Raw genomic sequence first — 13,899 nt, forward strand, 5'->3', positions numbered from 1 at the left:
CGTGATGGGAGGACACCACGCCGCGTCGGGAGCCGCGGCGTGGGTAGCTGTTGCGTCCACGGGGCCGTACGCGTTCGGTTGGTATCCGCTGGACGCCACGGGCATCCTGATTGGCGGTATGGCCACAGCCGGGACAGCCCTGGTGTGCGACTGGGACCACCGCTCAAGCACTGTGGCGCACTCCCTGCCGCCGTTGTCCAACGTCATAGCGGTGGGGATCGAAAATGCCAGCGGTGGGCACAGGCAGGGGACGCACTCCATCCTGGGGGCTGCATTTTTTGTGCTGCTGGCCACCATGGCGGGGCAGATCCAGCTGCAGACACAGTGGGGATTACTGTCCGTGGGGGCAGGCCTGCTGTGTATGTTCATGATCAACATCGCGGCCAAGGCGCTGAAGCTTTTTCCCAAGTCGGGCTTCATCAGCAACTGGATCTTCGCCCTGACCATGGCTGGGCTGGTTACCTGGTTTGCGCCCGACCAGTGGACCTGGCTTCCGGTGTCGATGCTGACCGGGGTGGTGGTGCATATCGTCGGAGACATGATCACCACGGGGGGAGTGCCGCTGCTCTGGCCCATCGTGATCAAGCCGCCGCGGTTCCTGCGGAAACTCCCGGTGCTCAATGACGTTTGGAAAGCCAACGGAGCATTCTCCCTGCCGTTGCTGGGCAGGGCCGGCTCCCGGCGCGAATGGCTGGTGCTTATTCCTGTCAGTGCCTACGCCATGGTTGGCATGTGCATCGCCGGCTGGTCGCTCGCCCACAGTCAGTGGTCGCGCGTGGCTGAGGCCTGGGCCCAGATAGGGCTCTAAGACCCGGTCTGGGCCTTAAGCCGGAAGAGTCCCCCAGTGCGCGGCACTGGGGGACTCCTGGCGAAATATCCGGCTTCTAGTGCTCGCCGGCGGAGTCGGAGCGGCCCAGGATGGTCTGCGGGATCCAGAATGCCAGGGCGAAGAGGCCAAGGCAGACGGCCATCGGCCAAGGGTTGTCCAGGGTGAGGAAGGACAGGGAGTAGATGGCGCCCAGGAAAAGCGCAATCATGACCGCAAACAGGGCGATGCTGGTCACCAGGCTGTTCTCGTTCTGGGGCGTCTGGATCGTGTCTTGGCTGGAAGCCGTGGTCTTGCTGGACATTTATTCCTCCTTCGCCCCGGAGGGCTCAAACTGTGGCGGTGCCGGTTGCGGTCAGTACTCGGATGAACCTTGTTCACCTTTGACAATGGCAATTCCGGAGCTGGCACCAATACGTGTTGCACCAGCAGCAATCATAGCCTGAGCGTCGGCCAGCGACCGTACGCCGCCGGAGGCCTTAACGCCAAGGGAAGGGCCCACGGTGCGGCGCATCAGGGCAACGTCTTCGGCTGTGGCACCGCCGCCGTTGAACCCGGTGGACGTTTTGACGAAGTCCGCCCCGGCTTCCACCGCCGCCTCACAGGCCAGGACTTTCTGGGCATCGTCCAGCAGCGCAGTTTCAATGATGACCTTCAGGATGGCGCCACTCGCATGGACGGCTTCCGCCACCGCGGCGATGTCCTCCACCAGGGCTCCCTTGTCACCTGCCCGGGCGGCCGCGATGTTGATGACCATGTCCACTTCGTCGGCGCCGTCCAGTACGGCGCCCCGGGCCTCGAAGGTTTTGACGTCGCTGGGAGTTGCGCCCAGGGGGAATCCGACCACCGAGCAGGTCAGGACGCCCGATCCCCTGAGGGCCGTTTTGACTGTCTTGACCCAGATGGGGTTCACACAAACCGACTTGAAATGGTATTCCGCGGCTTCAGCGCACACTTTCAGGATGTCAGCCTCGCTGGCTTCTGGCTTGAGGAGTGTGTGGTCGATGAAGGAAGCGATGCTGTCCGGCGCGGGAGTGGTGCCGGCGGACTGCTGCATGGCGGGGGTTGCTTCGTTGCTCAAGATGTTCCTTCCAAGGGGCCCTAGCGGGCGGCCTTGTGGGCCGCGGACGCCAGCTTTGTCGATGGCTCGTCAGATGACCATCTTGCCACGCCCGCGGGATGGCGCGGCCGAGCACTGCAGGTCAGGCGGCAACCTGCGCCCGCGGCTGCGCCGGCGCGGCCGTCATGAGCCGGGTGGCGCAGGCCCCTGCGGCGGAGGCCGCCGCCACCAGCAGCCCCAGGCGCACGCCGTCGAACGCTGCCGCGTCGCCGATGGCCCAGATGCCCGGGACGGACGTCCGGAAGTCCTGGTTAATGGCGATGCCGCCGTTAGGCGCCGTCCGGAGGCCGGCGGCAGCGGCCAGCCCGTCACGGGAGACCCTTTCCTCCGCCATGACAACCAGATCGCCATTCATGCTGCTGCCGTCCTCAAAAACGATGCCGGTGGCAATGAGCCCTGATGCTGAGAGGGTGGACTCCGAATCGTAAGGCACCACGGCTGCCGGGCGGAGGGTGGTCCGGATGGGGCGGACACCGCGCGCCCGGAGCACGGCTTCCGCCTGTCCTGCTGCCGCACCCGTGCCCACCAGGATGCCGAGCGGGCGGCGGCCCAATTCGCGGGTGACTTCCCGGACCGCTTCGCCGATCCGCGCGGCGTCATCGATGGTGGAGTAGCTGAGGCATCTGCTGGCTCCTTCAACGGGGGACGCCACAGGGGCGGAGCCGGTGGCTATGACCAGCTGGTCATAGCTGAACTCCATGCCGTCCGCCGTGGTGACGGTGCGGTTGTCAGCGTCGATGAAGCTGGCCGGCTGGCCGAACCGGACCGAAACCTGGGGCAGGGCAGCGAGTTCCAGCAATTCTTCCGGGGCGTCGTCCCGGTTGCTCAGCACGGTGATGCTGCCGCTGAAACGGGCCTGCCCCAGCTGGCTGACAAGGGCCTGGGCTGCCGGTCCGGCGCCGGCAATGACGATATGGGGTGCGCTGGAGACGGAGTTAAACGATGCCGGAGCAGACATGTCCTGGCCCTTTCGCTGGCGGCCATGGTGATGTTCACGGCCTGGACGTTCTTGATGAACCCCAGCGTAGGCGGCGGGTTTTTCCGGCGTGTTTCCCGAGGGTTGCCGAAAAGATGGGCCCCGTTCGCCAACGTTTACTGGCCGGTAACAGAAGCCGTGACCTGCATCTCATTCAGCGCCGGAATGACATGCAAGGCCGGAATGACCTGCAAGGCCGGAATGACATGCAAGGCGGGTGGCGCCGTCGAAACAGCGGAGCTAGACGCGGATCCGGTAACCCCGCTTGACCACGGTTTCCACGAGGCGGCCGTCCGGCAGTGAGGACCGCAGGCGGCTGACTGTCATGTCCAACGCATGGACCGAGCCCCTCAGCTCCAGCAGGTCCGAGAGTGACTCGCGGGAGAGCACGGCGCCGCCGGCTCCCAAAAGGGCGCGCAGCAACAGCAGCGGGGCAGGCGCAAGCTCCACCGGCTGTCCGTCGATCCGCAGGCTGCGTCCTCGGAGTTCGATGTTGCCGGACCTGGTGTCCAGGCGCCGGACATGGTTGAGGGCCAGGTGCTCACCCACCAGACGGATCAGGGCACCCATCCTGAACCGCTCGGGAATCAACGGGGTGACGCCGGCGTCGAGCAGCGGCTGGGCCGTGACCGGGCCCACCACGGCCGTAGTGACGTTTGTCTTCAGGCTGTCGATCAGCTGTTTGTAGACACCCATCTCATGGGCTGTGCTCCACATGGCGTCCACGGCGGGGGCGGAGGTAAACGTCAGGACGTCAAGGTTCCCGCTGCATGCCGCTTCGATGAGCCGGGGGAGCCGGTCCTCACCCTCAGGCTTGACCCAGCGGTAGGGTGTCACCGTCAGTACGGTGGCGCCGGACATCCGGAGGCGCTCCAGCTGCCGGACATCGGTATAGCCGTGCAGCTGCACGGCCACTGTCTTGCCGCGCACGCCTTCCGCGAGCAGCATATCCACCAGCGTCGCAGTGGTTTCGTCACTGCTGATTCCGACGTCGGCAAGGCCGGCCGCGCGGACGGCACCGCGGGCTTTTGGCCCGCGCACAAACATCCGGCAGGCGTCCAGGGTTTCCAGCAGCTCCTCGCCGATGCCAAAGGAATCAGCGGCCTCGCACCAGCGGCGCATCCCATAGGCGGTGGTGGCGATGCACAGGTCGGGGCGTGCCGCGATGATGGCACGGGTGTCCTCGATGAGGCGGACGTCTTCCTGTACGGGGGCGATCTTCAACGCCGGGGCATGCAGGACCTCGGCACCGCGGCGTTCCAGGGCCTCAATGAGGTCCCGTGATCGGCGGTGCGAGGTGACTCCGATGCGGAACCCTTCCAGCGGGGAGTCCGTAGGCTCCTGCCCGGGCGCCTCGGCAAGCTGCGGGGCTTCGGCCGGTGCAAGTGCATTCATGGGGTTCAATCCTTTCACGAACCCAGCAGCGAGGCCGCCAGCCTGTCCAGGTCGGCGGCGGCCTCAGCATGCCCACGGTTGGCTTCTGCCACGCGAACCACCTCGCCAATGACCAGGACGGCCGGGTTGGTGCAGCCGGAGGCAGCTCCCACGATGGTGCCCAAGTCCGCGATGGTGGTGCGCTGTCCGGGCCGGTAGCCACGTTCCACCACTGCCATGGGCATGTCGGCACGCATGCCGGCGCGGCGGAGACCGGCCGCCAGATGGTGCAGGGTGCCGATGCCCATCAGGACCACAATCGTGCCGCCCAGGCCTGACAGGTGGGTGAGCTCCTTTTCGGAAAGGGGGGCGTGGCCGGAGACCACGGTAAACATGTGGCTGACTTCGCGGTGGGTTACCGGAATCCCTGCCGCTGCCGGAACGGAGATGGCGCTGGTAACGCCGGAGATCACCCGGACGGGTACTCCCGCCGCGACACAGGAAGCCACTTCCTCGCCGCCGCGGCCAAAGACGTAGGGGTCCCCGCCCTTGAGCCGGACCACGTTGTTTCCGGCCAGTGCGCTCTCCACCATCAGCTTCTCGATGTCGCCCTGGCTGACCTTGTGGTGACCGGGCTTCTTGCCCACATCCACCAGTTCAGCCGATGTCAGGGAGGGCAGCTCCTGGTAGGGTGCCAGCCGGTCGTAGAACACGACGTCGGCATCCCGCAGCGCCTTGACGGCGGCGACGGTCAGTAACTCGGTGGTGCCCGGCCCGCCACCCACCAGGGTGACGTGGCCGGTCTGACCGGCAGCAGGCTCGGTGGAAACGGGAATGCCGGTTTCGCGGCACCGCTCCAGGAGGGCTTCCCAGCCAGGCTGGCCATCATTGACTGCTGCCACCAGGAACGGCCGTTCGGGCAGCGGGCCGTCATGCTCAGCACCGTGCGGGGTGCTGAGGCGGTACACGACGGCGCCGGCGGCTTCATAGCGGCGGACCGCCTGGCGCGCCGCGTGGTCCGAGCCTGTGACCAGGACTTCGCGGCCGGTGAGATCAATGCTGAGCTGCATGCCTATACCTCGTTTTCGTCCAAGTCGGGTGTGGAGCGACGCACGGGGATGGAGGCCCCGATCAGTACCTTCCCTTTCTCTTCCGCAGTGGCCGGACGCATCTGGCCACGCTCATCGGGGACGAAGGTGATGGAGTCGTCCTTCTGGTCCGGCGCGTTGACGAAGGAACGGAACCGGCGCAGGCGCTCGGGATCCTTCAGCGTGTCAGCCCATTCGTCCACGTAGGTGTCGACGTGCTTGGCCATGGCCGCCTCGAGCTCTTCGGCGATACCCAGGGTGTCCTTCACCACCACGTCCTCGACGTGCTTGATGCCGCCGTCGAGCTCCTCCTGCCAGCGTGCGGTGCGCTGCAGGCGGTCAGCGGTGCGGATGTAGTACATGAAATAGCGGTCGATGTACTTGAGCAAGGTTTCGTCGTCGAGGTCCTTGGCGAGCAGCTGGGCGTGCGCCGGGGTGGCGCCGCCGTTACCGCCGACATAAAGGTTCCAGCCGTCGGCGGTGGCGATCACGCCGACATCCTTGCCGCGGGCCTCGGCACATTCGCGTGCACAGCCTGACACGCCCATCTTGAGCTTGTGCGGGCTGCGAAGGCCGCGGTAGCGCAGTTCCAGCTGGATGGCCATCGCCACGGAGTCCTGCACACCGAAGCGGCACCAGGTGGAACCAACACAGGACTTCACGGTGCGAAGGCTCTTGCCGTAGGCCTGGCCGGATTCGAAGCCGGCGTCCACCAGCTCCTTCCAGATTTCCGGAAGCTGCTCCAGCCGGGCGCCGAACATGTCGATGCGCTGGCCGCCGGTGATCTTGGTATACAGGTTGTACTTTTCCGCCACGGCGGCGATGACGCCGAGCTTCTTCGGGGTGATCTCGCCGCCGGCGATGCGGGGGACCACCGAGTAGGTGCCGTCCTTCTGCATGTTCGCCAGGGCGCGGTCGTTGGTGTCCTGCAGGGCGCCGCGGCCGGCGTCCAGGACGTAGGCGTTGTGCTGGCTGGCCAGGATGGAGGCAATGGTGGGCTTGCAGATGTCACAGCCGGCGCCGGTGCCGTACTTGGCCATGATCTCTTCGAAGGACGTGAGCTCCAGGACGCGGATGGCGTCGAAGAGTTCCTGGCGGGACAGCTCGATGTGCTCGCAGAGGGCCTTGGAGACCTCGACGCCGGACTTCGTCAGTTCGCCTTCAAGCAGCTTCTTCAGCATGGGGACACAGGAACCGCAGCTGGTTCCGGCGCGCGTGCAGCCCTTCAGTTCGCCCAGTTCCTGGACAGGGGCGTTGCCCTCACAGGCGCCGCAGCCGTTGATGGTGTCACGGATGGTGCCCGCAGCAACGTTGTTGCAGGAACACAGGATGGCATCGTCCGGCAGTTCGGTGTCGGGTGCATCGCCGCCACCGGCCGCGGTGAGGTAGGCGCCGGGCTCGGCGGTGAGTTCCCGGCCGAGGAGCGGGCGAAGGCTTGTGTAGGGGGTCGCGTCGCCCACGAAGATGCCGCCCAGCAGGGTCTTGGCATCGTCGGTGGTGACGATCTTCTGGTAGACGCCGCGGGCGGGGTCAGCGTAGACGATCTCGAGTGAGTGTTCAGTCTTGGCGAAGCCGTCGCCGAAGCTGGCAACATCCACACCTGACAGCTTGAGCTTGGTGGCGGTGTCAAAGCCGGGGAAGGTAGCCTCGCCGCCATGCAGGCGGTCGGCGACGATCTCCGCCATGGTGTTCGCGGGAGCAACCAGCCCCAGGCACATGCCGCCGAAGTTCGCCACCTCGCCGATGGCGAAGATGTCAGGTACTTCCGTGGCGCAGTAGTCGTTGATGACCACGCCGCCGCGCTGGCCCAGGCTGAACACCTGCTCTTCGCCTTCGGCCGCGCGGAAGAGCTCGTCCCGCGGGCGGACGCCGATGGCGACGATCACCATATCGGCGTCGATAACGCGGCCGTCAGCCATGAGGACACCGGTAACCTGGCCCTCGTCGTCGGACAATACTTCCGAAGGGAAGACGCCGCCGTGGACTTCGAAGCCCTTGGCCTTGATGAGCCGGCCCATTGCCTGGCCCGCGCCTTCGTCAAGCTGTGTGGCCATCAGCCACTGTGAACCGTCGATGACGATCGGGTTGGCGCCCAGCTGCTCCGTGCCGGCGGCCGACTCGAGCCCGAGAAGGCCTCCGCCGATGGTGACGGCGTTGACCTGGCGGCCAAGCTTTTCGGTGAGTTCGGCAATGGCCTTGTTGATGGCCCACACGTCTTCGAGCGTGCGGTACACGTGGGTGTGCTCGGCGCCGGGGATCGGCAGCCGGGCCGCATTTGAACCCGTGGCGACCACAAGGGAGTCGTAGGCGTACGTGTTGCCCGCGGCGGTCTCGACCGTCTTGGCTTCGTGGTTGACCTTAACCACGCGCTCGCCGGTGCGCAGGTCCATGGCCTCGTGGTCCCACATGGACGCATCGCCCAGGGTGAGGTCGTAGTCGGTCTGGGTCAAGGCCTTGCTCAGGGCCACCCGGTCATAGGGGAGGTGTGCTTCCTCAGTGAGAACCGTGACATGCCAGCCATCGAGGCCACGGGCGTGCATCGCGTCTGCAAAGCGGTGGGCTGCAGGGCCGCCGCCGGCGACGACAATGCGGCGCGGGTTCTCTGTGCTGTAAGTCTGTTCGGTCACTGTGGGCCTTTCGCATGGGCCGCAGACGGTTCTCTGCGACCTTTCTCTGACGAGGTGTCCATTCAGACTAGGCAGGCGCAGTTTCGCTTCAGTTTCCCAATTGTTTCGTGAACTTAACTTCTGCATCACGAACGCATTTCCGGGCGGGTGAGGTCTCTTTTACGCGCCGGACACATTCACTGCACGCCTTTGAAACACCCGCGGCCTAGCTTGGTATTACGGCCGCATCAGGTGGCCAGTGAAGCACAGGCCCTTGATTCAAGGGCCAAAAAGCACAGGCGTTGAGGCACTAAGCGCCGAAGCAACAGGGAGAGGAGCCGACATGACGGCAACACTGGAAATTGGGGCGGTCGTAACCGATGCAGCCGGAACCATCACCGGCTGGCACCGCGTCTGCCCGGTGGATGAGCTGGAGCTCGCCTGGGGCGAGGCTGCGCTCATCTCCGGCCGCCAGGTGGCCATCTTCCGCACCGGCCCCGCCGAGGTATTCGCGGTGGCCCACGAGGATCCTGCCACCGGCGCCCACGTGATGGCCCGGGGAATCATCGGATCCCGCGGCGCCCGTCCCACCATTGCCTCCCCGCTGCACAAAGAGGTCTACGACCTCGAAACCGGAGAATGCTTCGGAACGGCGGAACTTCGGCTTGAAACATTCAGCACCCGCATCTCCGACGGCTTCGTCGAGGTTGAGCTCTAGCCCAAAACACTTGCGCCAGGCCCCGATTGGGCGAAGCCCTGGGCCCTAGAGGCCCAGGGCTTCGCGCACATCCCCCAGCACCTGGTCCAGGGCGGTGCGGGCTGCCTGCCTTACGTGCGGCAGTTCCGCGGCCGATTCCACCGGGTGAATCACTTCCAGGTAGCACTTGAGCTTGGGTTCCGTGCCGCTGGGCCGAATGATCACCCGGGTGCCGTCACGAGTCAGATAAAGCAGTCCGTCAGTGGGCGGCAGGCTCCCGCTGCCCTCGGCCAGATCAACGAACGACTCCACAACGGACGAGCCGAAGGATTCAGGCGGGCTGACCCGGAGCCGGTTCATCATGGCATCCAGCAGCCCCAGATTGGCTACCCGGATGCTTAATTGGTCGCTGGCGTGCAGGCCATGCCGCAGATACAGCTCGTCCAGGGTGTCGAAGACGGTTTTCCCGTCCGCCTTGGCCGTGGCCGCGAGTTCGGCAATCAGGACGGCGGCGGAGATGCCGTCCTTATCCCGGACCAGATCGGGTGCAACGCAGTAGCCAAGGGCTTCTTCATAGCCGTAGAGAAGTCCGGGCACGCGGGAAATCCATTTGAAGCCCGTGAGTGTTTCCTCGTGTCGGTAGCCTGCCGCGGCGGCGATGCGCGAGAGCAGCCGTGAGGAAACAATGGAATTCGCGAATACACGGTGGGCCCGTTCGGCCTCTTCGCCGTCCGCGGCGGCCAGCCTGGCAACGATGTGTGCCCCCAGCAGCGCGCCCACCTCGTCGCCCCGGAGCATCCGCCACAGGCCGGTGTCGGGGTCCTTGGCCGCTGCTGCCGCCCTGTCCGCATCCGGATCGTTGGCGAGGACAATATCAGCCCCCACCGTGGCGGCCGTTTTCAGGGCGAGGTCAAGCGCGCCCGGCTCCTCCGGGTTGGGAAAGCTCACCGTGGGAAAATCGGGATCCGGTTCAGCCTGTTCAGCCACCAGGGTGACATCGGCAAAGCCGGCAGCATTCAGTACCGACACCGCAGTCTCCCCGCCAACCCCGTGCATGGGCGTGAGAACGATCCGGACGTCACGTGCCGGGAAATGGGCGGGAGCGGCGAGTGCCGCCGTCGCACGCGTGTAGTCCGCCACGATGGACGGATCCAAAACAGTCCAGCCCCGCTCCGCCAGGCCGATGGTGTCCAACGGACCCACAGCTTCGATGGTGGCGGCGATCCGGGCATCATACGGTGCCACGATCTGGGCCCCGCGGCCGCTTTCCTCCACTGCATGGCGGCCCAGATAGACCTTGTAGCCATTGTCCTGCGGAGGGTTATGGCTGGCTGTGACCATGACACCGCCGTCGCAATCCAGTGCCCGGACGGCAAAAGCCAGCAGGGGAGTGGGCAACGCGGCAGGCATCAGGAAGGTTTCGATTCCGGCGGCGGTAAAAATCGCTGCGGTTTCCTCAGCGAAGATGTCCGAGTTGTAACGGGCGTCATAGCCGACGACGGCGCGCGGCGCAGTCCCGGGCGCTGCCTCACCCACTGCTTCCAGCAGGAAAGCGGCCAGCCCGGCAGCGGCGCGGCGCACCACCACCCTGTTCATCCGGTTGGGGCCGGGACCCAGGGCGGCGCGGAGGCCCGCGGTGCCGAACTGCAGGGTGCCATTAAAGCTGTCGGCCAGTTCCTGGCGGGCAACCGGGACGCCGTCCTCGTAGAGACGGATCAGCTCGGTGAGCTCGGCGGACGTTGCGGAATCCGGATCTTGTGCTGCCCATTCACGGGCCTGACTGAGGAGGCGGGAATCGGCATCGGAGGGGGTCATGGGTCAACGCTACCGTCATTGTGCCGTGCGAACCTCCCCACCACCCGCCACCTGCCCTGGAAAGCACGCGAAACCTTGACAGGATTTTTTCTGGACAAGTAATGTCGCGAATATGAAAATGGGGCAGGGGGTGGAATGGGCGTTGCACAGCTGTGTGAACATGTCCTGGACCCCCTTGGGCGAGGCCGTCAGCAGCGCCCGCCTTGCCGAGTTCTACAAACTTCCGGCCGCTTACCTTAACAAGCAGCTCCAGGCTTTGGTGCGGGCTGAAATCCTGACATCCGTTTCGGGGCCGCGCGGCGGCTTCCAGCTTGCCCGCCGCCCGGAGCAGATTTCCGTCCTGGACGTGGTCCTGGCGATCGAGGGAAATGACCATGCCTTTCGGTGCGAGGGCATCCTCAAAGATGCGCCCGGCGGCGCCCCCGAGGCCGATTACGCGCGCACCTGCCTTATATCCCAGACCATGCGGCACGCCGAAGTCACCTGGCGGACCGAGCTCTCCAGGCAGTCCATTGCCGGGATCGCAGAGTCCATCGAGCGCCGTTTTCCCGACGCCAGGGAGGATACTGTCCGCCGGCTGATGGGCACCCGGGGCGCGCCCGAACGCACGGCCTGACAGCTGCCGGCAGCCTGCCGGCAGCCAGCTCCGGCCGGGCTTTAGAGCTTGGCGATGATCTCGGCCAGAAGCTTGGAGATGCGCGGTCCGGCGGCGTGTCCGGACTCGATGACCTCCTGGTGGCTGAGTGGTGCAGGGCTGATGCCGGCGGCCAGGTTGGTCACGAGCGAAATACCGAACACTTCCATGCCTGCGTGGCGGCCGGCGATCGCTTCCAGGGCGGTGGACATGCCCACAAGGTCAGCGCCGATGCGCTTGGCGTACTGGACCTCCGCCGGCGTTTCGTAGTGCGGCCCGGTGAACTGCGCGTACACGCCCTCGTCAAGGGAGGAATCCACTTCGCGGGCGAGTGTACGGAGGCGCGCGGAGTAGAGATCTGTCAGGTCAACGAACGTGGCGCCTTCCAGTGGTGACGCCGCGGTGAGGTTGATGTGATCTTTGATGAGTACGGGAGTGCCAGGGGGCCAGCTTTCGTTCAGGCCTCCGCACCCGTTGGTGAGGACCAGCGTTGTGCAGCCTGCTGCAGCTGCGGTCCTGACGCCATGGACCACGGAACGTACGCCCTTCCCCTCGTAGTAATGGGTCCGTGCACCCAGAACCAGCGCCCGCTTACCTTCCTTCGTCAGGATGGAGCGGATGGTGCCCACATGGCCCTCTACCGCGGGCGCGTGGAAGCCGGGAACCTCGTCCGCCGAGAGCGTTGCCGTGGTAGTGCCGATTACTTCGGCCGCTTCACCCCAGCCTGAACCCAGCACCAGGGCGACGTCGTGGCTGTCCACACCCGTTTCCTCGGCGATGTAGGCGGCGGCTGCGTTGGCGGCGGCAAAAGGGTCAGTGTTCAGGAAGTCTGTATTACTCACTGGTACAAGTTATCGTGCCACCGCAGCTGTGCCCAGCACCGGGATGGCCGCTGGCACCGGCCGGGCCCTTCTTATTGCTGGTGCAGTGCATATTGGGAGCGCAGTGCATATTGGTGGTGCAGCGCCGCATAAGCGAGAATGGTTGATTGTGACTACCCATCCTGATTTCAGCTCACCCCGGCTCGCAATCCTCGGAGGTGGACCGGGCGGCTACGAGGCAGCCATGGTCGCTGCCTCACTTGGAGCGCAGGTCACCATCATCGAACGCGCCGGGCTGGGCGGCTCGGCGGTGCTTACCGACGTCGTTCCTTCCAAGACACTGATTGCCACCGCGGACCTGATGACCCGCGTCGGTGAGGCAGGCGAGCTGGGAGTGAAGTTCGACGTCGACGGCGGAGACTTTGTGCCGGTGATGCGGGCTGACCTCAAGCACATCAATGACAGGCTCCTCAACCTGGCACGCCAGCAGTCGCGGGACATCACGGCCGGCCTGGAACACCAGAACGTCCGCATCCTGATCGGGTCCGGCAGGCTGGTGGACAGCCACACCATCGAGGTCATCACCGCGGACGGCACAGAAACGGTCGAGGCGGACACCATCCTGCTGACCATGGGGGCGCACCCGCGGGAACTGCCCACCGCCCGGCCCGATGGCGAACGCATCCTGAACTGGGCCCAGATCTACAACCTCGATGAGCTTCCGGAGGAACTCATCGTGGTGGGGTCCGGCGTTACCGGTGCCGAATTCGCATCTGCCTACAACGGCCTGGGTTCCAGGGTCACCCTGATCTCCAGCCGTGACAGGGTGCTGCCGGGTTCGGACACCGACGCTGCAGAGGTTTTGGAGGAGGTCTTCGAGCGCCGCGGCGTCAGGGTCCTTTCCCGCTCACGCGCGGAGACGGTGGAGCGCACCGCCGACGGCGTGGTGGTCACCCTCAGCGACGGCGCCAAGGTCACCGGCAGCCACTGCCTGGTCTGCGTCGGATCCATTCCCAACACGGCCGGCATTGGCCTTGAAGAAGCCGGTGTTGGCCTCACCGAGAGCGGCCACATCAAGGTCGACGGCGTGTCCCGCACCACCGCGCCCAACATCTACGCCGCCGGCGACTGCACGGGCGTCCTTCCGTTGGCATCCGTGGCGGCGATGCAGGGCCGGATCGCCATCGCGCACTACCTCGGCGACACCGTGACGCCCATCAAGCTGCACCAGGTAGCGTCCAACATCTTCACCTCGCCGGAGATCGCCTCGGTTGGTGTCTCTGAGGACGAGATCCAGTCCGGCAAGTACCAGGGCGACATCATCAAGCTCTCGCTCAAGAGCAATGCCCGCGCCAAGATGCGCAACGCCAAGGATGGCTTCGTCAAGATCTTCGCCCGGAAGGGTTCGGGCACGGTGATTGGCGGCGTTGTGGTGGGCCCTAACGCCTCGGAACTGATCTTCGCCATTTCCATGGCGGTGAAGCAGAAACTGCACGTTGACGATCTCGCCAGCACCTTCACCGTCTACCCGTCCCTCAGCGGATCCATCTCGGAGGCGGCGCGCCGCCTCCACGTCCGGATGTAACCTCCTTGCAAGGCCGCCGGAAAAGAGCTCGCCGGCGGCTTGACCGCTGGTGGCAGGCGGCTGATCGGGGTAGCGTGGCGGCATGACTACAGCTCTTGTGCGTCCGCGCAGTGGAAAAATCATCGGTGGCGTGTGTGCAGCGCTGGCAGCGCGCTTCGGGCTGCCAAAGTTCCTCGTCAGGCTGGGCTTTGTGATCTTTGGCCTGGTGGGCATAGGTGAGCTGGTGTACATCGCCCTGTGGATCATGATCCCCAAAGCCCCGGCCTAGGCGGGCCTCAAACTGGGTAGCAGTAAGTGTCGTTATGAGGGCTCATAACGACACTTACTGCTACCTGGTTGGGCAGGGAACAAGCACCT

Annotated in this window: 13 protein-coding genes; 5 read left to right on the top strand and 8 right to left on the bottom strand. The window is 65.4% G+C overall.

The annotated features are described in order from the left end of the window. The first annotated feature begins 4 nt into the window (after positions 1 to 4). Positions 5 to 808, top strand: a complete 804-nt coding sequence (locus tag M1E17_RS07015; protein ID WP_457966390.1) for a metal-dependent hydrolase — start codon at positions 5 to 7, stop codon at positions 806 to 808. A gap of 76 nt (positions 809 to 884) precedes the next feature. Here M1E17_RS07015 and M1E17_RS07020 read toward each other — a convergent pair whose 3' ends face one another. From M1E17_RS07020 to nirB, 6 genes are all read right to left on the bottom strand, one after another. After that, a complete protein-coding gene (locus tag M1E17_RS07020; RefSeq protein ID WP_267278298.1) occupies positions 885 to 1,130 on the bottom strand; it encodes a hypothetical protein in 246 nt (81 codons plus the stop codon). Between the two features lie 51 nt (positions 1,131 to 1,181). After that, on the bottom strand, positions 1,182 to 1,907 hold the full coding sequence (deoC, locus tag M1E17_RS07025; RefSeq protein ID WP_457966392.1) for a deoxyribose-phosphate aldolase: 726 nt from the start codon (positions 1,905 to 1,907) through the stop codon (positions 1,182 to 1,184). Positions 1,908 to 2,028: 121 nt separating this feature from the next. After that, positions 2,029 to 2,904 (bottom strand): FAD-dependent oxidoreductase, encoded by an 876-nt coding sequence (locus tag M1E17_RS07030; protein WP_457966394.1) that lies wholly within the window; start codon positions 2,902 to 2,904, stop codon positions 2,029 to 2,031. 258 nt (positions 2,905 to 3,162) lie between these two features. Next, on the bottom strand, positions 3,163 to 4,317 hold the full coding sequence (locus M1E17_RS07035) for a uroporphyrinogen-III synthase (protein ID WP_457966396.1): 1,155 nt from the start codon (positions 4,315 to 4,317) through the stop codon (positions 3,163 to 3,165). A gap of 14 nt (positions 4,318 to 4,331) precedes the next feature. After that, a complete protein-coding gene (gene cobA / locus M1E17_RS07040) occupies positions 4,332 to 5,366 on the bottom strand; it encodes a uroporphyrinogen-III C-methyltransferase (RefSeq protein ID WP_457966397.1) in 1,035 nt (344 codons plus the stop codon). A 2-nt stretch (positions 5,367 to 5,368) separates the two neighbouring features. Then, a complete protein-coding gene (nirB, locus tag M1E17_RS07045; protein WP_457966399.1) occupies positions 5,369 to 8,011 on the bottom strand; it encodes a nitrite reductase large subunit NirB in 2,643 nt (880 codons plus the stop codon). Positions 8,012 to 8,333: 322 nt separating this feature from the next. Between nirB and nirD the strand changes: the two genes are divergently transcribed. Next, positions 8,334 to 8,708 (top strand): nitrite reductase small subunit NirD, encoded by a 375-nt coding sequence (gene nirD / locus M1E17_RS07050; RefSeq protein WP_457966401.1) that lies wholly within the window; start codon positions 8,334 to 8,336, stop codon positions 8,706 to 8,708. A 45-nt stretch (positions 8,709 to 8,753) separates the two neighbouring features. On the opposite strand, the gene M1E17_RS07055 is transcribed toward nirD, so the two are convergent. Then, complete coding sequence (locus tag M1E17_RS07055) at positions 8,754 to 10,502, bottom strand: phospho-sugar mutase (protein WP_457966403.1); 1,749 nt, start codon at positions 10,500 to 10,502, stop codon at positions 8,754 to 8,756. Positions 10,503 to 10,614: 112 nt separating this feature from the next. On the opposite strand from M1E17_RS07055, the gene M1E17_RS07060 reads away from it, so the two are divergent. After that, positions 10,615 to 11,118 carry an RrF2 family transcriptional regulator gene (locus tag M1E17_RS07060; protein WP_457966405.1) on the top strand — a complete coding sequence of 168 codons (504 nt, stop codon included), beginning with the start codon at positions 10,615 to 10,617 and terminating at the stop codon, positions 11,116 to 11,118. Positions 11,119 to 11,159: 41 nt separating this feature from the next. Here the strand turns inward: M1E17_RS07060 and M1E17_RS07065 are convergent, their stop codons facing one another. Next, on the bottom strand, positions 11,160 to 11,978 hold the full coding sequence (locus tag M1E17_RS07065; RefSeq protein WP_457966406.1) for a purine-nucleoside phosphorylase: 819 nt from the start codon (positions 11,976 to 11,978) through the stop codon (positions 11,160 to 11,162). A 148-nt stretch (positions 11,979 to 12,126) separates the two neighbouring features. Here M1E17_RS07065 and M1E17_RS07070 point away from each other — a divergent pair, with 148 nt between their 5' ends. Next, positions 12,127 to 13,542: an NAD(P)H-quinone dehydrogenase gene (locus tag M1E17_RS07070; RefSeq protein ID WP_457966408.1), complete on the top strand. Its 1,416-nt coding sequence runs from the start codon at positions 12,127 to 12,129 to the stop codon at positions 13,540 to 13,542. Positions 13,543 to 13,624: 82 nt separating this feature from the next. Beyond that, a complete protein-coding gene (locus M1E17_RS07075) occupies positions 13,625 to 13,810 on the top strand; it encodes a PspC domain-containing protein (RefSeq protein ID WP_267278308.1) in 186 nt (61 codons plus the stop codon). Positions 13,811 to 13,899 lie beyond the last annotated feature (89 nt).

It is taken from the genome of Arthrobacter sp. D1-29, from assembly GCF_054130585.1.